Annotated in this window: 16 protein-coding genes; 9 read left to right on the top strand and 7 right to left on the bottom strand. The window is 59.7% G+C overall.

What is annotated here, in order from left to right:
* The gene (locus RHM69_RS16515; protein WP_058410081.1) at positions 1 to 1,335 is read right to left on the bottom strand and encodes an MFS transporter; all 1,335 of its coding nucleotides are present in this window, start codon (positions 1,333 to 1,335) and stop codon (positions 1 to 3) included.
* A 226-nt stretch (positions 1,336 to 1,561) separates the two neighbouring features.
* Between RHM69_RS16515 and quiC the strand changes: the two genes are divergently transcribed.
* Positions 1,562 to 3,463: a 3-dehydroshikimate dehydratase QuiC gene (gene quiC / locus RHM69_RS16510; protein ID WP_200600565.1), complete on the top strand. Its 1,902-nt coding sequence runs from the start codon at positions 1,562 to 1,564 to the stop codon at positions 3,461 to 3,463.
* A 77-nt stretch (positions 3,464 to 3,540) separates the two neighbouring features.
* Entirely contained in the window at positions 3,541 to 4,206 is a 666-nt protein-coding gene (locus RHM69_RS16505; RefSeq protein WP_014720036.1) for a TetR/AcrR family transcriptional regulator, read from the top strand.
* Between the two features lie 53 nt (positions 4,207 to 4,259).
* On the opposite strand, the gene RHM69_RS16500 is transcribed toward RHM69_RS16505, so the two are convergent.
* Entirely contained in the window at positions 4,260 to 5,108 is an 849-nt protein-coding gene (locus RHM69_RS16500; RefSeq protein ID WP_014720035.1) for a shikimate dehydrogenase, read from the bottom strand.
* Complete coding sequence (gene aroQ / locus RHM69_RS16495; protein WP_019818037.1) at positions 5,108 to 5,554, bottom strand: type II 3-dehydroquinate dehydratase; 447 nt, start codon at positions 5,552 to 5,554, stop codon at positions 5,108 to 5,110. Before aroQ ends, RHM69_RS16500 begins: the two co-directional genes overlap by 1 nt.
* A gap of 87 nt (positions 5,555 to 5,641) precedes the next feature.
* Here aroQ and RHM69_RS16490 point away from each other — a divergent pair, with 87 nt between their 5' ends.
* The 3 genes from RHM69_RS16490 to RHM69_RS16480 all read left to right on the top strand — a co-directional run bounded on the left by RHM69_RS16490 (position 5,642) and on the right by RHM69_RS16480 (position 6,795).
* Entirely contained in the window at positions 5,642 to 5,821 is a 180-nt protein-coding gene (locus RHM69_RS16490) for a hypothetical protein (protein WP_200600561.1), read from the top strand.
* An 84-nt stretch (positions 5,822 to 5,905) separates the two neighbouring features.
* Complete coding sequence (locus RHM69_RS16485; RefSeq protein WP_019818036.1) at positions 5,906 to 6,334, top strand: DUF4160 domain-containing protein; 429 nt, start codon at positions 5,906 to 5,908, stop codon at positions 6,332 to 6,334.
* Positions 6,331 to 6,795 (top strand): DUF2442 domain-containing protein, encoded by a 465-nt coding sequence (locus RHM69_RS16480; protein ID WP_200600559.1) that lies wholly within the window; start codon positions 6,331 to 6,333, stop codon positions 6,793 to 6,795. The genes RHM69_RS16485 and RHM69_RS16480 overlap by 4 nt, the downstream gene beginning before the upstream one ends.
* A gap of 55 nt (positions 6,796 to 6,850) precedes the next feature.
* On the opposite strand, the gene trmA is transcribed toward RHM69_RS16480, so the two are convergent.
* On the bottom strand, positions 6,851 to 7,930 hold the full coding sequence (trmA, locus tag RHM69_RS16475) for a tRNA (uridine(54)-C5)-methyltransferase TrmA (RefSeq protein ID WP_019818034.1): 1,080 nt from the start codon (positions 7,928 to 7,930) through the stop codon (positions 6,851 to 6,853).
* On the bottom strand, positions 7,927 to 9,222 hold the full coding sequence (locus RHM69_RS16470; RefSeq protein WP_003194342.1) for an NCS2 family permease: 1,296 nt from the start codon (positions 9,220 to 9,222) through the stop codon (positions 7,927 to 7,929). The genes trmA and RHM69_RS16470 overlap by 4 nt, the downstream gene beginning before the upstream one ends.
* A gap of 188 nt (positions 9,223 to 9,410) precedes the next feature.
* On the opposite strand from RHM69_RS16470, the gene RHM69_RS16465 reads away from it, so the two are divergent.
* The 4 genes from RHM69_RS16465 (at position 9,411) to RHM69_RS16450 (ending at position 13,644) form a co-directional block, all read left to right on the top strand.
* A complete protein-coding gene (locus RHM69_RS16465; protein WP_014720031.1) occupies positions 9,411 to 9,857 on the top strand; it encodes a DUF4879 domain-containing protein in 447 nt (148 codons plus the stop codon).
* Between the two features lie 96 nt (positions 9,858 to 9,953).
* Positions 9,954 to 10,478 (top strand): (2Fe-2S)-binding protein, encoded by a 525-nt coding sequence (locus tag RHM69_RS16460; RefSeq protein WP_019818032.1) that lies wholly within the window; start codon positions 9,954 to 9,956, stop codon positions 10,476 to 10,478.
* Entirely contained in the window at positions 10,475 to 11,464 is a 990-nt protein-coding gene (locus tag RHM69_RS16455; protein ID WP_019818031.1) for an FAD binding domain-containing protein, read from the top strand. Before RHM69_RS16460 ends, RHM69_RS16455 begins: the two co-directional genes overlap by 4 nt.
* On the top strand, positions 11,461 to 13,644 hold the full coding sequence (locus RHM69_RS16450; protein ID WP_137270834.1) for a xanthine dehydrogenase family protein molybdopterin-binding subunit: 2,184 nt from the start codon (positions 11,461 to 11,463) through the stop codon (positions 13,642 to 13,644). The genes RHM69_RS16455 and RHM69_RS16450 overlap by 4 nt, the downstream gene beginning before the upstream one ends.
* Before the next feature lie 28 nt (positions 13,645 to 13,672).
* Here the strand turns inward: RHM69_RS16450 and RHM69_RS16445 are convergent, their stop codons facing one another.
* Both RHM69_RS16445 and RHM69_RS16440 read right to left on the bottom strand, forming a co-directional pair.
* Positions 13,673 to 16,642, bottom strand: a complete 2,970-nt coding sequence (locus RHM69_RS16445; protein WP_200600557.1) for a membrane-targeted effector domain-containing toxin — start codon at positions 16,640 to 16,642, stop codon at positions 13,673 to 13,675.
* A 152-nt stretch (positions 16,643 to 16,794) separates the two neighbouring features.
* Complete coding sequence (locus RHM69_RS16440) at positions 16,795 to 18,033, bottom strand: MFS transporter (RefSeq protein ID WP_200600555.1); 1,239 nt, start codon at positions 18,031 to 18,033, stop codon at positions 16,795 to 16,797.
* Positions 18,034 to 18,318: the final 285 nt, after the last annotated feature.

Below are 18,318 nucleotides of genomic sequence, written 5' to 3'. Positions count from 1 at the left end.
TCAAACGTCTACGGTAGGGATCTTGCGCGGCGCCATGAAGTACATCCACACCAGTGCGATGAAGTACATCGCCGGGATCAGGGTGAACAACACCGTGTAGTTGTTGTTGGTCACCGTGAGGATATGGCCGACGATCTGGGTCATGAACATGCCGCCGATGGCCGCGCACATGCCGCCGAAACCGAACACCGTGCTCATCATGTGCTTAGGCGTGTAGTCCATCACCAGGCTCCAGATGTTGGCGGTCCAGGCCTGGTGCGCGCCGATGGCCAGGGAGATGGCAAACACCGCGACCCACAGCTGGCTGGAGCCGGCCGCCATGATGACGCCGACGATGCAGCAGGCGAACAGCAGCATCGACAACAGCCGCGCCTTGATCGAGTTCATCCCTCGGCCAATCAGGAATGACGACAGGATCCCGCCCCCGACGCTGCCAAAGTCGGCGGTGAGGTAAATGATGATCAGCGGAATGCCCATCTGGGTCACGTTGATGCCCAGGTTGTATTGCTGATTCAAGAACGGCGGCAGCCAATACAGGTAGAACCAGAACACCGGCGCGGTCAGCGAGTAGGCGAGGGCGAAGGCCCAAGTGCCACGCATGCGCAGGATGCGGCTGAACGGCACGCGGGGTTGTTCCGGTTCGACTTCCTGTTGCACGTAGTCCAATTCGGATTGTTTAACCGTGGGGTGGTCTTCCGGGTTGTAGTACTTCAAGCCCCAGAGCACCAGCCAGATACCGCCCAGTGCCGACATGCACAGGAACGCTGCCTGCCAGCCCCACACGTGCAGGATCAACGGCAGCAGCATGGGCGTCATCATCGCGCCGACGTTGGTGCCGGCGTTGAAGATGCCGGTGGCCACTGCACGTTCACCCGCCGGGAACCACAAGCGTGTGGTCTTGACGCAGGCCGGGTAGTTGGCGGCTTCGGTCAGCCCGAGGATAAACCGGCAGACCATAAAGCCGACCGCCGAGGTGGCCAGGCCATGGGCGCCGGTGGCCAGGCTCCACAGCAGCACGGCGCAGAAGAACACGCGCTTGACGCCAACCCGGTCAATCAGGCGGCCTTGCAGCACAAAGCCGATGGCGTAGCCGACCTGGAACCAGAAGTTGATGTTGGCGTAGTCCATCGCCGTCCAGCTCATTTCCTTGGCGAGGATCGGTTGCATCACGCCCAGGGCGGCGCGGTCGATGTAGTTCAAGGTGGTGGCAAAGAACACCAGGGCCAGCATGCCCCAGCGCGTTTTACCCACGGCCAGGGCACCGCGGATCTTGTCGCCGATGCCGGCGTGCGGGTTGCCCGGGCGCGCGGCCAGGGCTGAATTTTGCAGAGGCATGAGGTTTGTACCCGTTTTTTGAAATTCTTATGGTGTGTTCTGGGTCTTTGTTACGTGAGCGAATTGCCCGGTCGATGGTGCGCAGTGGTTAAAAAGTCGTCAATTCGCCAAAGGGGCTTAGTGTTCGATAATCGCACCAAAAACTAACCGGTTCGTACATTTTAATTGCTGCCTGTAGGCTGGGGGCGAATAATTTGCCACAAACAACAATTGCCGGGAGTCTTCCATGCAACGTTCTATCGCCACTGTGTCCTTGAGCGGCACCCTGCCGGAAAAACTCGAAGCCATCGCCGCCGCCGGGTTTGATGGGGTGGAGATCTTTGAGAACGACTTGTTGTATTACGACGGCAGCCCTCGGGAAGTTAGGCAGATGTGTGCCGACCTCGGCATCGCCATCACCCTGTTCCAGCCGTTTCGCGACTTCGAAGGCTGCCGCCGTGATCGCCTGGCGCGCAACCTGGAGCGCGCCGAACGCAAATTCGATCTGATGCAAGAGCTAGGCACCGACCTGGTGCTGGTGTGCAGTAACGCCTCGGCCGACAGCGTGGGTGACGAACGCATTCTGCTCGATGACCTGAGCCTGCTGGCCGAACACGCGGCCAAGCGCGGCCTGCGCATCGGCTATGAAGCGTTGGCCTGGGGCAAGCATGTGAACACCTGGCAGCAGGTATGGAACCTGGTGCGCCAGGTCGATCACCCAAGCCTGGGCGTGTTGCTCGACAGCTTCCACACCTTGTCGCTCAAGGGCGACCCGAGTGGCATCGCCCAGATCCCGGGCGACAAGATTTTCTTCGTGCAGATGGCCGACGCGCCGATCCTGGCCATGGATGTGTTGGAGTGGAGCCGGCATTTCCGTTGCTTCCCCGGCCAGGGCGAATTTGACCTGGCGGGCTTTCTCGCGCCGATCATCCAAAGTGGCTACACCGGGCCGTTGTCCCTGGAAATTTTCAACGATGGCTTCCGCGCCGCGCCCACTCGTGCGAATGCGGCAGATGGCTTGCGCTCGTTGCTGTACCTCGAGGAAAAAACCCGCCAGCGCCTGGCGCAAGAGGCACCCGCTGCGCCAGTGGACATCCTGTTTGAAACCCCGGCGGCCAGCGAGTACGACGGGATCGAATTCCTCGAATTTGCCGTGGATGAAAGCCTTGGCGCCAAACTGAGCAATTGGCTGGAACGCCTGGGGTTTGCCAAGGCCGGCCAGCATCGCTCGAAGAATGTGAGCCTGTTGCGCCAGGGCGATATCAATCTGATCCTCAACTGCGAACCCTATTCCTTCGCCCACAACTTTTTCGAGGCTCACGGCCCGTCGCTGTGCGCCACGGCAATTCGGGTCAAGGACAGTGCCAAGGGCCTGGAGCGGGCGGTGGCCTACAAGGGCCAGCCTTATCGCGGCCTGGTCGGCCCCAACGAGCTGGAATTGGCCGCCGTGCGTGCACCGGATGGCAGCCTGATTTACCTGGTCGACCCCAGCGAAGGCGGGCTGTACGACACCGATTTCAACCTGCAAACGGCCGCACCCGCTAGCGGCGGCTTGTTGCGCATCGACCACATGGCCATGGCCTTGCCGGCCGACAGCCTCGACAGTTGGGTATTGTTTTATAAGAGCCTGCTGGATTTTGAAGCCGACGATGAAGTGGTGCTGCCCGACCCTTACGGCCTGGTGAAAAGCCGTGCGTTGCGTAGCCGCTGCAGCTCGATCCGTCTGCCGCTGAACATCTCCGAAAACCGCAACACCGCGATTTCCCACGCGCTCTCCAGCTATCGCGGTTCGGGCGTGCACCACATTGCCTTCGATTGCGCGGATATTTTCGCCGAGGTACGCCGGGCCAAAGAAGCCGGTGTGCCGTTGCTGGATATCCCGCTCAACTATTACGACGACCTGGCGGCACGCTTCGATTTCGACGAGGAGTTCCTCAGTGAGTTGGCGTATTACAACGTGCTGTACGACCGCGACGCCCAGGGCGGTGAGTTGTTTCATGTGTACACCGAGGCGTTCGAGGGGCGGTTTTTCTTCGAGATCATCCAGCGCAAGAATGGCTATGCCGGCTACGGCGCTGCCAACGTGGCGGTGCGTCTGGCGGCGATGGCCAAGTCGCGCAGTGGGGCGGTACGCCAGGCTCGGCTATAACCGCAAGGCAGGTGCTTCCTTCGGGGAGCGCCGCGGCCCATAATCAGCGCCTGCACAACAATGGCCGTGAGCGCACCATGACCTCGAGTCCCGATCTCCCCGCGGTAGCTGACGCACCGCGCAAGAGTCGCAAGAACAATCCGGAAAAGACCCGGGAGAATATTCTCCAGGAAGCCATTGTCGAGTTTGTTCAACAGGGCCTGGCCGGCGCTCGCGTAGACGCCATCGCCGAGCGCATTCACACCTCCAAGCGCATGATCTATTACTACTTCGGCAGCAAGGAGCAGCTATACGTCGAGGTGCTGGAGAAGCTCTACGGTGATATCCGCAACACCGAAACGCGCATGAACCTCACCGCCCTGGAGCCGCGTGAGGCGATTCGCCGGCTGGTGGAATTCACCTTTGATCACCACGACCAGAACGTGGATTTCGTGCGCATCGTCAGCATCGAAAACATCCACAACGCCGAGTACGTCAAACGCACCGAGACCATCAAGGCGATGAACAGCAAAATCCTGGAAGGGTTGGGGGAGACCCTGCGCCGCGGGGCTGAGTTGGGGCTGTTTCGCGAAGGGCTGGAGCCGCTGGATGTGCACTTGCTGATCAACTCGTTCAGTTTCTACCGGGTGTCCAACCGGCACACCTTCAGCGAGATTTTCCAGATCGAACTGTCGGATGAGGCGATCAAGCAGCGCCATCGGGAAATGATTTGCGAGTCGGTGCTGCGCTACCTGCAAGCCTGAGAACTGATCGTTCCCACGCAGAGCGTGGGAACGATCATGATGGGGTTGCATCCCTAGATATTCATGCTCTGGAAGTGCGCCAGCATTCTGTCTGCATCCGCCACTTCGCCGCTGAACAACTCAAATGCCTTCACCGCCTGAAACACCGCCATATTGCCGCCATCCAGGGTACGGCAACCCAAGGCGCGCGCGTCCCGCAGCAGTTGGGTTTCCAGCGGGAAGTACACAATTTCCGCCACCCACAATTCAGCCCGCAACAACGCCGCAGGCACAGGCGTGCCGGGCAGCTTGGCCATGCCCATCGGCGTGGTGTTCACCAGGCCATCGGCCTCGGCCATGGCGTTTTCCAAGTGGCTGCCGACCTGAGCGCGACCGGTGCCGAACTGCTGGGCAAGGTTATCCACAAGGTCCTGGGCGCGAGTGCGGTCGACATCGAAGATGCTCAAGTACTCCACGCCTTCTGCCAACAGTGCATGGGCCACTGCCGCGCCCGCACCACCGGCGCCCATCTGCACCACGCGTTGGCGCGGCACGTTGTGCAAGTTGCGCCGAAAGCCTTCGGCGAACCCCAGGCAGTCGGTGTTATGACCGATGCGTTTGCCGCCCTTGAACACCACGGTGTTGACCGCACCAATACCCCTGGCCTCATCGGAGAGCTCATCGAGCAACGGCAGAATCGCCTGCTTGCACGGGTAAGTAATGTTCAAACCGGTGAAGTGCATCAACTCAGCGGCCCGTAGTAATTCCGGCAGGGCTTTGAGGTCCAGGTGCAGCGGCTCCAGGTCGATCAGGCGATACAGGTAGCGCAAGCCTTGGGCGTCGCCTTCCTGCTCATGCAGTGCCGGTGTGCGTGAGGCCTGGATGCCGGCGCCGATCAGGCCAGCGAGAATGCGTGGTTTCATCACGTGCGTCCCTTCAGCGTCAGGCTGAAATGTTCCAGGGCCAGGTGGTAGCCATGGCTGCCAAACCCGGCCAGCACGGCCTGGGCGATCGGTGACACAAACGAGTGATGACGAAAGGCTTCACGGGCATGCACGTTGGATAAATGCACTTCGATCACTGGCACTTCACTGGCCACCAGGGCATCGCGGATCGCGACCGAAGTGTGAGTCCAGGCCGCCGGGTTGATCACAATACCCGCGCAGCGGTTGCGGGCGCCGTGGATCCAGTCGAGCAATTCGCCCTCGTGGTTGGTCTGGCGAAACTCGATCTTCAGCCCGAGCTTGTCGGCGCTGCGACCACACAGGGCGGCAATGTCGGCCAGGGTTTCATGGCCATAAGTGGCAGGCTCGCGGGTGCCGAGCAGGTTGAGATTGGGGCCGTTGAGCACCAGCACGATGGGCGGCATAGAGGCTTCTCCACAGTTCTTATTGGTTGTGGAGTCAAAATGTACTGATTGGTTAATTTGGTCAATGGATGGCTGCGGATCTGTTCGGTGATCGAACGTTTAATCAGTGCAATTGCTGGATTACCGGCTGATGGGCATTCGGTTGAAGTATTGCGCGAGGTTGCTGAACGAGGCGGACTTTCGAGCATTGACCGGGTCGTTCCAGTCGTTGGCATCCCTGGTTACAACCCGGCATTCGCCGGGTTTTTTGTGCTTACTAATCTGTGAAACAGCTTCGGGAATAGGAGCCGGTTGTCGGGTGGCAGAGGGAAATTGTTACCTGACGGAAAATAACCTAACGGATGGGTTACGATGAGAGTAGGTGCTTACAAAGGCTATGTCATTTCGGTGTTTATCAGGGATGAGCATTGCCCGCCCCATGTGCATGTCAGGGGCAAGGGATGGGATGCGCGGTTTCGTTTCAGTTTCCTGGATGGGGAAGTTGAGTTGTGGGATGTAGAGCCTGAACGGAGGCGGCCACCCACAGCACTTCTGAAGGAGATACGCGTGGCGATCATGCAGCGGCACTACTTGGCGCGGGCACGCAGGATCTGGTGGGAAAAACTGCAGACGGTTTGCCTGGAGAATCATTCCTGGAATTGGGACGCTGGTGAGTTGGTTCCAGGATTGGTCATTCGACACGGCGTCTATGTCATCGCCAGCGCCAGGCACGATGTCGTAGCGCAACGGACTATTTTGAATCTGGTAAGAGCGCCAGATTGCGTGGGGATTAATTTATGAAACTCATAAAAGCCAAAGTCACACCTTATTTACCTCTCACTGAAGCCGACGTTGACAAGGCAATCGCCCGAGGACGCAGGTTGAAACGCCTGTACGCCAACGCCAGTAACGTACGTTATGAAAACGATTGCCTCTCCATTGGCTTCAGCGATGGCAGCCGCGTGGTGTTGCCGGTGGCTGGCCTGCCGGAGTTCGAAGGGTTTTCAGAGAAGGATTTCCAGCAGTTGGAAGTGACTTTCGGAGGCAAGGCGATTAGCTGTGAAGCGCAGGACCTGGATGTTTCGATCACAGGGTTGATCGCTACAAGCCAGCCGCTGATGGACCTGGCAACCAGCCTGGTGGCATCGCGCAATGGTCGCAAAAGCAGCGCGGCCAAGACCGCAGCGGCCCGGGCCAATGGCAAGAAGGGGGGCCGGCCACGCAAGGACGTACCGCAGCCCCCAGAGACAACAGACACTTGAATAACCAACAGGGGAACTGTAGGAGCGAGCAAGCTCGCTGCTACAACCCGCAGATTTATCGGCGGGTCAGCAACACACCCGACTCCATATGGTGCGTCCACGGGAACTGGTCAAACATTGCACACTGGGAGATCCGGTGCGTGTCGTGCAGTTGCGCGATGTTCGCCGCCAGCGTCTCCGGGTTGCAGGAGATGTACAGGATGTTGTCGAAGCGCCGGGTCAGCTCGCAGGTGTCCGGGTCCATGCCAGCGCGGGGCGGGTCGACGAAGACGCTACCGAATTCGTAGCTTTTCAGGTCGATGCCGTACAGGCGGCGGAACGGGCGCACTTCGTTCAGGGCTTGGGTGAGTTCTTCGGCGGAGAGGCGCACCAGGGTGACGTTATCCACGCCATTTTCATCCAGGTTGCTCAGGGCCGCATTCACTGAGGTCTTGCTGATCTCAGTGGCCAGCACCTTGCGCACGCGGGTCGCCAGCGGCAGGGTGAAGTTGCCGTTGCCGCAGTACAGCTCCAGCAAATCGTCCGGGCGATCGCCCAGCGTTTCGTAGGCCCAGTTGAGCATCTTCTGGTTCACCGTGCCGTTGGGCTGGGTGAACGCGCCTTCGGGTTGGCGGTAGCTGAAGGTGCGCCCACCGACGTCGAGTTTCTCCACCACGTAGTCGTGGCCGATCACATCGCGCTTGCCCTTGGAACGGCCGATGATGCTCACATTCAGCTCAGCGGCCAATGTGTTTGCGGCGGTGTGCCAATGTTCGTCCAGCGGGCGGTGATAACACAGGGTGATCATCGCGTCGCCGGCCAGGGTGGTGAGGAACTCCACCTGGAACAGCTTGTGGCTCAGGGCGGCGCTGGCTTGCCAGGCGGCCTTGAGTTGCGGCATCAACTGGTTGATGCGCTGGCTGGCGATGGGGAACTCTTCGATGAGGATCGGCGTGCGCTTGTCCTCCTGGGAGAACATCGCGTAGTGGCGCTCGCCGCCTTCGCGCCACAGGCGGAACTCCGCGCGCAGGCGGAAGTGCTGCAGCGGCGAGTCGAAGACCTGCGGCTCGGGCGCGTCGAACGGTGCGAGCAGGTCACGCAGGCGCGTGACCTTGTCTTGCAGTTGAGCGGTGTAGCTTGCGGCGTCGAAAGTCATGCGTTGAACCAGCCCAGCTTGATCACAAACAGGATCGACAGGATCACCAGTGCCGGGTTCAGCTCACGGTAGCGGCCCGAAAGCAGCTTGATGGCGGTCCAGGCGATGAAACCGAAGGCGATGCCGTTGGCGATGGAGTAAGTGAAGGGCATCGCCAGGGCGGTGATCACCACCGGCGCTGCCACCGTAATGTCGTCCCAGTCGATTTCGGCCAGGCCTTGGCTCATCAGCACCGCCACAAACAGCAAGGCTGGCGCGGTGGCATAGGCCGGTACGCTGGCGGCCAATGGCGAGAAGAACAGCGCCAGCAAAAACAGGATCGCGACCACGATGGCGGTCAAGCCGGTACGGCCACCGGCGCTCACGCCTGCGGCCGATTCGATGTAGCTGGTGGTGGTCGAGGTACCCAGCAGGGAACCGGCCATGGCAGCGGTACTGTCGGCGATCAGTGCACGGCCCATTTTCGGCATATGGCCGTCCTTGCCCATCAGGCCGGCGCGCTTGGCGACGCCGATCAGGGTGCCGGAGTTGTCGAACAGGTCAACGAACAGGAAGGCGAAGATCACGCTGACCAGGCCGATGTCCAGCGCGCCCTTGATATCCAACTGCAGGAAGGTCGGCGCCAGGGACGGCGGTACTGAGGTCACACCGATGAACGGCGTGAAGCCCAGGACGATGGAGGCGACGGTCACCGCCAGGATGCCGATCAGCACCGCGCCGCGTACGGCCAGGGCTTCCAGCGCGACGATCAGCACGAAACCCAGGGTCGCCAGGATCGGCGCCGGTTGTTTCAGGTCGCCCAGGCCCACCATGGTGGCCGGGTTGCTCACCACGATACCGGCGTTATGCAGGGCGATCAGCGCCAGGAACAGGCCGATGCCGGCGGCAATCGCCGAGCGCAGCGGCAGGGGGATGGCGTTGATGATCCACTCACGAATGCGGAAGATCGACAGCAAGAAAAACAGCACCGCCGAAATGAATACCGCGCCCAGCGCCACCTGCCAGGTGTGGCCCATGTGCAGGACCACGGTGTAGGTGAAGAAGGCGTTGAGGCCCATGCCCGGTGCCAGGGCAATCGGGTAGTTGGCGATCAGGCCCATCACGGTCGAACCGATGGCCGCCGCCAGGCAGGTGGCGACAAACACCGCGCCCTTGTCCATGCCGGTCTCGCCGAGGATGCTCGGGTTCACGAACAGGATGTAGGCCATGGCCAGGAAGGTGGTGATCCCCGCGAGAATCTCGGTGCGCACATTGGTGTTGTGGGCTTTGAGTTGAAACAGCTTTTCCAGCATGCCGGCTCCCTGTGACGCTAGTGTGCGTCGTGATTTGTTGACCTCTAAGTCAAAGCACAAACTGCGCCAAACGCTTGTGGTTTCAGAGAGGATCGGAAAAAGCGGCGCATCATACCAGCAGCCGAGGCTGTGTGGCGCATGGGCTTGAGGCATACTGCGCCGACGTTCAACAGCCGGTCATCGACAGCATGAAAAAAGCCAACCCGTGGAGTCTAGCTCTGATCGCCAGTATCAGCCTGTGGCTGGGCGCAGCACCGGCGTGGGGCGCGACTGCACCGGCCTTGAGCGAGGTGCGGGTGTTCAAGGTGGAATCGGCCGACTGCAGCGAAGCGATCCCGGAGCGGGTCAACACCACCCAGATGTGCGAGCACCGCGGGCCCACCCAGGTCTCGGTGATGGAAGTCGGCCTGGGCAACAGCCCCATGGGCCGCTTTAACGGCGCAGAGTTGAATGGGCAACGCACAGCGGTGTGCCAGGTCGGCAACATCAGTGAGGCGTGCAACGGCGTGGGCACCTTGATGGGCTACATCTATGTGTTCGACCTGAACGTCCAGGCCCAGGGCTGGTTCGAATTCACCAATACCTCGATCAACCCACCGCAAAACACCCTGAAAGCCCAGCTCAATATCCGCTGATCAATCATCTTGAACGCTCAAAACACCCGGAAGTCGTACCCCTAAGACGGCGATTTTCCTGAACGCCGCGGACGTACACCAACCCGTGAGGTGTTTATGAGCGCGACCCCCCATGGCGCGGCGGCCCAGCCGTTCGTTGCCCACCCGATACGCCTGACACTCAACGGCCAGGCTCGCCAACTGAACGTATTGCCCTGGACCACCTTGCTGGACTTGCTGCGTGAGCAGTTGGACCTGGTGGGCAGCAAAAAAGGCTGCGACCACGGCCAGTGCGGCGCCTGCACCGTGTTGCGTGACGGCAAACGCGTGAATGCCTGCCTGACCCTGGCCGTGATGTGCGACGGCGCCGAATTGACCACCATCGAAGGCCTGGCCGACGGCGACCAACTGCACCCCATGCAACAGGCCTTTATCCAGCACGACGCGTTCCAGTGCGGCTATTGCACCCCCGGCCAGATCTGTTCTGCCGTGGGCCTGGCCAATGAAGGCCGCGCCCACGACCGTGCGCAGATCCAGGAGTTGATGAGCGGCAACCTGTGCCGCTGCGGCGCCTACAACAACATCCGCGATGCCATCGAAGACGCGCTGCCGGCCTGCCGCCGCCAGGGAGGTGAGTCATGAACCCCTTCCACTACAGCAGGCCGACCGATGTGCAGCAGGCCGTTCAGATGAGCAGCGGCGCCTCGCGCTTTATCGCCGGTGGCACCAACCTGCTGGATCTGATGAAGGAAAACATCAGCCATCCCGAGCATCTGATCGACATCACCGGCTTGCCGCTGCACGACATTCAAGAGACCGCCGAGGGTGGCCTGCGTATCGGTGCGCTGGTGAGCAACGCCGACCTGGCCTGGCACCCACTCATTGAGCAGCGTTACCCGTTGCTGTCCCAGGCCATCCTCGCCGGGGCGTCCCCGCAGTTACGCAACATGGCCAGTACCGGCGGCAATCTGTTGCAGCGCACCCGTTGCTATTACTTCTACGACGCCGCGGTACCGTGCAACAAGCGCCAGCCCGGCAGCGGCTGCCCGGCGCGCAACGGTTTGAACCGTATCCATGCGATCCTCGGCGCCAGTGAACAGTGCGTGGCCACCCATCCATCGGACATGTGCGTGGCCCTGGCGGCGCTTGCAGCGCGGGTGCATGTAGAGGGACGTGGCGGTGCGCGGGTGATCGAGTTCGCCGACTTCCATCGCTTGCCAGGCGATGCGCCGCAACGTGACAACCAATTGGCCGACGATGAGCTGATCACGGCCATTGAGCTGCCCGCCGATCACCTGGCCCGCCACAGCCATTACCTGAAAATCCGTGACCGTGCCTCCTATGCCTTCGCCCTGGTTTCGGTGGCCGCCGCCTTGGAGCTGGACGGTGATGAAATCATCGACGCACGCCTGGCCTTGGGCGGTGTGGCGCATAAACCCTGGCGTGACCGCGCAGTGGAAGCCTTGCTGATCGGCCGCACGGTCAGCCGCGAAACCTTCAGCGCCGCCGCCGACGCCCTGCTGCAAGACGCCGAACCGTTGGAACACAACGGCTTCAAGGTCAAGCTGGCCCGGCGCGCAATCATTCGTGCCCTGAGCGACGCCGCCGTCGCAGGAGAACAGCCATGAGCGCCATCGGCAAACCCCTGGACCGTGTCGACGGTCTGCTCAAGGTCACCGGCCAAGCACGCTACGCCGGTGAATTTCCCGAGGACGGCCTGCTGCATGGCAGCGTGGTGTCGAGCACTATCGCCAAAGGCCGGGTGCTGCGCATCGATGCGTCCAAGGCGTTGGCGTTGCCGGGTGTGGTGGACGTGATCCATCACCTCAATCGGCCGAAAATCGCCAGCTATGATGAGGCGTTCGCTGATGCCGATGCGGCCGATGGCTCGCCTTTTCGCCCGCTGTATAACGACCGCGTACTCTACAGTGGCCAGCCCCTGGCCTTGGTGATTGCCGATAACCTCGAACTGGCGCGGCACGCCGGCTCGCTGGTGCAGATCGACTACGCGCCTGAAGCCTTCGAAACCGACCTGCTCACCCAGCAAGCGGCGGCGCACCCGTCGCCCCAGACCCCACCCAAACCGCGAGGCAACTTCGAGGCTGAATGGGCCGGTGCCGCAATCAATCTGGACTTGCACTACAGCACGCCCATCGAGCACCACAACCCGATGGAGCCCCACGCCAGCACCGTGCTGTATCAGCCCGACGGCACCCTGCATATTCACGACAAGACCCAGGGCCCGCAGAACTGCCAGGCCTATGTGCAAAAAGTCTTCGGCCTGGATAAGAACCAGGTGCGCATCTTCGCTGCCTTTGTCGGGGGCGCCTTCGGTTCGGGCTTGCGCCCGCAATACCAATTGCCGCTCGCGGTGATGGCGGCCATGGCGCTCAAGCGTTCGGTGCGGGTCACCCTGACGCGCCAGCAGATGTTCACCTTCGGCTATCGTCCGCGCACCTTGCAGCGTTTGCAGATGGGCGCCGCCGCCAATGGTCGCTTGCTGGCGCTGGGGCATACCGCGATTGGCCAGACCTCGCGCTTTGAGGATTTCAGCGAGCACGTGGTGGAGTGGAGCGGCATGCTCTATCACTGCGACAACGTGCAGCTGACCTACAAGCTGGTGCCGCTGGACGTCTTTACTCCGCTGGATATGCGCGCGCCCGGTGCGGCACTGGGCGTGATCGGCCTGGAGTGTGCCATGGACGAACTGGCCTGCGCCTTGGCCATCGATCCGGTGCAATTGCGCCTGATCAACTACGCCGAACGCAACCAGAACGAAGACAAACCCTGGTCGAGCAAGGCCCTGCGCGAGTGCTACAGCGAAGGCGCCGAACGTTTCGGCTGGAGCCAGCGCAACCCGGAACCGCGCAGCATGCGTGACGGCCGCCAACTGATCGGCTGGGGCATGGCCGGTGGGGTGTGGGAAGCCATGCAGATGAAAGCCAGCGCCAAGGCCCGCATCGATAGCAACGGCAAACTCACCGTGAGCAGTGCCACCACGGACATCGGCACGGGCACCTACACAGTGATGACCCAGATTGCCTCTCAAACCAGTGGCGTGGCGATGGCCGATATCAGCTTTCTGCTGGGGGATTCGTCATTGCCCACGGCGCCGTTGCAGGGCGGTTCGTTTACCGTGTCTTCCGTCGGCACCGCCGTGCAGCAAGCGTGCGAAGCGCTCAATGCCAAGTTGCTGGAGATCGCCCGGCAGACTTACCCGGTATTTAAGGATGCCGATTCCATTCGGTTTGAAGACGGCCAGCTACAGAGCGGTGACGTGAGTGTGTCGTTGGCGCAACTGGTCAAGGACAGCGGTGAAGAAGCCTTGCAGGTACAGGTCGACAGCGAGCCCGACAAGAAGCGCGAGAGCTATGCCAGCGCTACCCACTCGGCGGTGTTCGTCGAAGTGCGCGTCGATGAAGACCTGGGCACCATCAAGGTCAGCCGTGTGGTCAGCGCGGTAGCCGCCGGGCGCGTGGTCAACCCGAAGATGGCCCGCAGCCAGATCCTCGGCGGCGTGGTATGGGGCATTGGCATGGCGCTGCATGAAGAGACTCAGGTCGACCACCAATTGGGACGCTACATGAACCACAGCCTGGCCGAATACCACATCCCGGTTAACGCCGATATCGGCGAGATTGACGTGCTGTTTGTCGAAGAACACGACGAGGTGGTCAATGCGCTGGGTTCCAAGGGCGTAGGGGAGATCGGTATCGTCGGCGTGGCGGCGGCGGTGGCGAATGCGATTCACCATGCCACCGGCAAGCGGGTGCGGGAGTTCCCTGTAACGCTGGATAAGGTGCTCTGACACAGCCCCCTTAAGGGGTTGCACATTTTCAACGCTCTGCGAGGTCAATATAGATCTGCGTTTTGTCTCGGGATTGAACGACAGAGGTTGAGACATTCGCAGGCGCGTTGTCCACAGTAACCCCTGTTGCGCCTGTCAGTGTATCGAGGCCTTGAACATCTTTATACTTAAACACATGGTAGCTGCCGACCCGTGCAATCCATTTTGTTCGGGGGGCGGCAGCTTGATCTTGCTCGATCACGTTGGCCGCATAATAGTTCATGTTTTTAATACGCCTGGCGATGGGCTCCACCGAGGGCACGTCAATTGCTTTAACTCGAATGCCATATTTTCGCATCGTCAGAAGAAGATTTTTATTGGTGTAGGGCTCATGGGCGACATGCGCGCGGTCAATTAACCTCAACCGTTCCCTCAATGCTTGAGAAAACTCACCCGTCTCGAAAAACCTATCAAGGTCTGGCTGCAAAGAGTGTTCAAAGCCCTCTGAATACAGCAGGCTCACATTATTGGCTTTGAATGTAGGCGCTTCATCCATAAGCACTCGCAACACCGCCGATTGCGTATGGTCTTCGCCAAAAATCATACCGGGTGATTTTTGGAGTACGGAATTGATGACTTCTTTGGGCGGTGTGTTGGATGGCAGGTCCGAATGAATGGGCATCGTTTTCGGTTTTGCTTTTTTTAGGTAGTGATCTGCATCTTGCTTCAGCCGTTTATCTACTTTCCCGGACGCTTCTGATGAAGAGGCTTCCCCCTCGCGGGGATAGTCGTAAGCGCCGGGATCAAATGGCTGCGTTCGAGAGCTTCCTGATTGCCAAGGGAATTTTATCCCCCCAGGCCCATTGATCGGCGTCCACTCTCCCTGCGCAGTGGCCTGCACGGTCATCACAGGTTTTTTGGTCAATGGGTCAATGATCTGGGCATAACCATCACTGAGCTTAAACCGGCCGTCGATCTCATGTACTTGGCTGTTTCCTGCGTCATCGGTTATTCGGATCATCCATCGGTCTTCGCCGTTGGGCCCCTTGATTTGATAGATGCCTTTGGCGTTTGGGGTAACGCCTGAGATCAGTTGCTCACCCTCTGGTACCACATGGCTGCTGATGTCCTTCCATTGAGATGGACGTAGACGATTGACTGTCGATTCGCCGGCCCCTACAGGGGGGGCGGTATCTGGCGGGTAGTGGGGGGGCGAAGGTGCCTCGCCGGGTTTTACCGTAGGCGCCTTGAGTTCGTTAACGGCACCTTCCCCCGCTTTGCCAGCCTTTACGATACGCGGTATCGCCACAGTTGCGGCATTGAACACGCCGAATAGGATTCGTTGGTTGCCAGTCGGTTTGCCATGTATTTTGTCATCGATACCAATACCCGTATTGGTGGCTCCGCTGGCCAGATAGAACGCATCCAATGCCAGTCCCACTTCAGGCATCGCGAAAGCCAGTGGAGTCAGGAACATCGCTACTTTTGTAGCCTTTTCAAAACCAGAGAGAATATTTTTCTTGGTGACGTCGCTGTCACTGGTGATATCCACGGCAGCATCTGCATAAGATCGGTCTTTCTGACGCTTTGTGAGTTCGTCGAAGGGCGAATGGCTGGGTTCTGCCTTAATGTAGTTTTGTGGGTCCCAGTAACCGCTGAACGCCCGATGGTCATAGGACAATAACCCTCCCGGGGTCTCGCGCTTTTCAGGCCAGGTACCGAGCCCGGTCAGCGTCTCTTCTGTGCCTGCTTGCGCATAGCCGTTAGGTTTATCTTTGAGGGGGAAGTGCGCGACCATCGCTTCGCGCTTCACGGGATCGGCCATCTGCTTGGCGAACCATGCCTTCATTTCAGCCTGGCTGTTGAAAGTGTGAATGGGGGAAGAGTTTCCGGGTATGTACAAAAGCGTCAGGGGTGGAAGCTTGTTGCCGTTGGCATCGTATCTGACCTTTTTGTCCGTGATGTACATAAGATCGGTAGATTGAAAGTTTCCGACTTTCAGCATCCCCATTTCGATGTTGGGATCTTTTGGAGGTTTTTTTTGCAGGTCTTCAAGTTTGATGTCCGGCCAGGCGGTCTCTTCGCCTGACAAACCGAGGGCCCGCATGACCAAGTCGTGGGCGTCCTTAGTGAGGCTGTGCTCTTGATGCTGGGTTTTGGCGGCCTTGATCAGAGACGCTTTGGAGAGTAACGGATAGTTTTTCTCGTTCTGGTTCCAGAACTCATTCAGGAATTGATCGTAAGGCTTTTTATAGTCCGCCTTCCAAATCATTTTCCTGAACTCATCGGGAGTGAGCGCACTCTGGTTTCCTGCGTTGTAAACCAGTGCAGGTTCTTCGGCGGACTCTCGGTAAATGCCTTGAAAGGTATGAGTAGTGTCAGCCTTTTCAGTGTAGGGGTTGAACCGGCTGAAGCTCAAGATGCCAGGTGTATGCGTTTTTAATTCAGGCTTAACGATGACCTCAGGGCCGCCTGGGTAGAAAGCGACTGGGTAACCATTACCCTTTGGTACGTCCTGATCGTTGGTAATGAGTGCCTCGGTCAATGAGATGCGCTTGATGATTTTCGCGGGATAAGGTCTTTCACCCTGGGTGTTGTAGTCGTACGTCACTATGTAGGTGTTATCGGGATCTATATCCCACTTTTCTTTTTCGGCAGGGGTCTTGGCTTTGGCCGCCATCTCGGCAAATTTGTTCTTCAGGTAAATCGAGGCTTCTTGTTGAACGCTTTTGAAGTCGTCACTTATCTTTTGTGTGACTGGGTCGACGCTGGTGTTTGGGCCAAGGTCGACGGTCGCGGGGGCTTTCTGCCCCACCCCGACGCTTTTGCCCGGATCAGGGTTAACAGTGATTTGAGTATATCCATTGCCTGAGTCTGGGTCTGGCACGGTCTCCTTCACTAGTTCCTGTTTTTGAGGTGGACTGGAATCGATTGAGCGTTTCTGGCGCTGACCAACATTTGCCGAAGCAGGCTCGGGCAGTGCGGGGTAGGTGTTAGGGCGAGGGGAGCCGACTAGCATGAAAAACCTCAGGTTTTATGACTGAACTAGGTAGCCCCTGAGTGGTGATGCTGTAGGTAAAGTTCCATTGGCTGTGTAGCTCTTTGCAACCTTTGGGATCGGCTTGGTTCCTACTTATCCTCCCCGGTAAACGTGCAATGGTCAAAACGTTCTCAAGTACTCTTTTCTTCGACCGGTACGTGCATACGATCACGGTTGGCCAGCGTCGGGAACAGCTTGATCCACACCCCGGTCACCACCAAAGTGCCAACCCCGCCCATCACCACCGCAGGCACGGTGCCAAACCAATGGGCGGTAATCCCGGATTCGAATTCGCCCAATTGATTGGACGCACCGATAAACAGGCCATTGACCGCACTCACCCTCCCGCGCATTTCATCTGGCGTTTCCAACTGCACGAACGACGCACGGATCACCATGCTGATCATGTCTGCCGCGCCCAGTACCACCAGCACCGCCAGTGAAAACCAGAACGAAGTCGACAGGCCGAAGGCAATGGTTGCCACCCCGAACACGCCGACGGCGGTGAACATTACGCGGCCCACCTGGCGGTCTACCGAGAACCGCGCTAGCCACAGTGACATCAGCAATGCCCCCACGGCCGGGGCCGACCGCAGCAGGCCCAGGCCCCAAGCGCCGGTCAGCAGGATGTCCTTGGCGAACACCGGCAACAGCGCGGTGGCGCCGCCCAGCAGCACGGCAAACAGGTCCAGGGAGATGGCGCCGAGAATGTCCGGGCAGCTGCGGATAAAACGAATACCGGCCAGCAACGAGTCCAGGGTAGCCTTGGCTTTGTTCAGCGGGGTCTGGCGGGCGGGCAGGTTCAGGGTCAGCACGCAGGCGATCAGGTACAGCGCCACGGTGGGGCCGTACACCCACACGCTGCCAAACGCGTAAAGCAAACCGCCCACGGCCGGTGCGACGATGGTCGCCAGTTGCTGGGCCGATTGCGAGGCGGCCACGGCGCGGGGGAACAGCGCGCTGGGCACGATGCTCGGCAACAGCGCCTGGGTGGTAGGCATTTCAAACGAACGTGCGGCGCCCAGCAGGAAGGCGAGGATAAAGATCATCTCGCGGGTCACGTTGCCGGTCAGGCCGCCGATGGCCAGGGACAAGGCAATGAGTGCCTGTAACGTCTGGCAGATAGCGGCGACCCGGCGCCGTTCATAGCGGTCAGCCACGTGACCGGTGTGCAGCATGAACAGTACGCGCGGTATGAATTCCACCAGGCCGACCAGGCCCAGGTCCAGGACGTTGCCGGTCAACTGGTAGAGGTTCCAGCCAATCGCCACGGTGAGCATCTGGAAGCCGCTGGCCGTAAAGATCCGCGCCAGCCAGAACGCGATGAAAGGGCGGTGGTGACGTAACAACAACGCAGGTTCACTGGGCATCGGCAATCAGGTCGGCAACGGGAGAACGGCGAGATTAGCATCAAGCTGTAACAAATAGTTGCAAGAACTGAGCTGAGGCAAGCTGTCACGCGGCAAAAGACCACACAGTCCTACGGCAAAAATGGGACTACTCTTTCAACGATGCTTGATCCAGATCAAAACCTGCCCCGGGATTGTTCTGGTGGCCGAAAGGCCAGATTCCCCACGCGATGGGTAATAAAAGAAACGAATTGAAATTCGCCACACTCCATATCCGTGGGGGCAGTGGGTGCAGGCTCCCAGCCA

The organism is Pseudomonas sp. CCI1.1 (assembly GCF_034348165.1).
GTDB classification, from domain to species: Bacteria; Pseudomonadota; Gammaproteobacteria; order Pseudomonadales; family Pseudomonadaceae; genus Aquipseudomonas; species Aquipseudomonas paracarnis.
Note: the sequence above shows the minus strand (reverse complement) of the source record. Positions and strands in the feature narration are given on the sequence as shown.

Excerpts from the sequence above, each read along its gene's own strand:
- RHM69_RS16515 (WP_058410081.1), bottom strand. The coding sequence starts at position 1,335 with ATGCCTCTGCAAAATTCAGCCCTGGCCGCGCGCCCGGGCAACCCGCAC.
- quiC (WP_200600565.1), top strand. The coding sequence starts at position 1,562 with ATGCAACGTTCTATCGCCACTGTGTCCTTGAGCGGCACCCTGCCGGAA.
- RHM69_RS16505 (WP_014720036.1), top strand. The coding sequence starts at position 3,541 with ATGACCTCGAGTCCCGATCTCCCCGCGGTAGCTGACGCACCGCGCAAG.
- RHM69_RS16500 (WP_014720035.1), bottom strand. The coding sequence starts at position 5,108 with ATGAAACCACGCATTCTCGCTGGCCTGATCGGCGCCGGCATCCAGGCC.
- aroQ (WP_019818037.1), bottom strand. The coding sequence starts at position 5,554 with ATGCCGCCCATCGTGCTGGTGCTCAACGGCCCCAATCTCAACCTGCTC.
- RHM69_RS16485 (WP_019818036.1), top strand. The coding sequence starts at position 5,906 with ATGAGAGTAGGTGCTTACAAAGGCTATGTCATTTCGGTGTTTATCAGG.
- RHM69_RS16480 (WP_200600559.1), top strand. The coding sequence starts at position 6,331 with ATGAAACTCATAAAAGCCAAAGTCACACCTTATTTACCTCTCACTGAA.
- trmA (WP_019818034.1), bottom strand. The coding sequence starts at position 7,930 with ATGACTTTCGACGCCGCAAGCTACACCGCTCAACTGCAAGACAAGGTC.
- RHM69_RS16470 (WP_003194342.1), bottom strand. The coding sequence starts at position 9,222 with ATGCTGGAAAAGCTGTTTCAACTCAAAGCCCACAACACCAATGTGCGC.
- RHM69_RS16465 (WP_014720031.1), top strand. The coding sequence starts at position 9,411 with ATGAAAAAAGCCAACCCGTGGAGTCTAGCTCTGATCGCCAGTATCAGC.
- RHM69_RS16460 (WP_019818032.1), top strand. The coding sequence starts at position 9,954 with ATGAGCGCGACCCCCCATGGCGCGGCGGCCCAGCCGTTCGTTGCCCAC.
- RHM69_RS16455 (WP_019818031.1), top strand. The coding sequence starts at position 10,475 with ATGAACCCCTTCCACTACAGCAGGCCGACCGATGTGCAGCAGGCCGTT.
- RHM69_RS16450 (WP_137270834.1), top strand. The coding sequence starts at position 11,461 with ATGAGCGCCATCGGCAAACCCCTGGACCGTGTCGACGGTCTGCTCAAG.
- RHM69_RS16445 (WP_200600557.1), bottom strand. The coding sequence starts at position 16,642 with ATGCTAGTCGGCTCCCCTCGCCCTAACACCTACCCCGCACTGCCCGAG.
- RHM69_RS16440 (WP_200600555.1), bottom strand. The coding sequence starts at position 18,033 with ATGCCCAGTGAACCTGCGTTGTTGTTACGTCACCACCGCCCTTTCATC.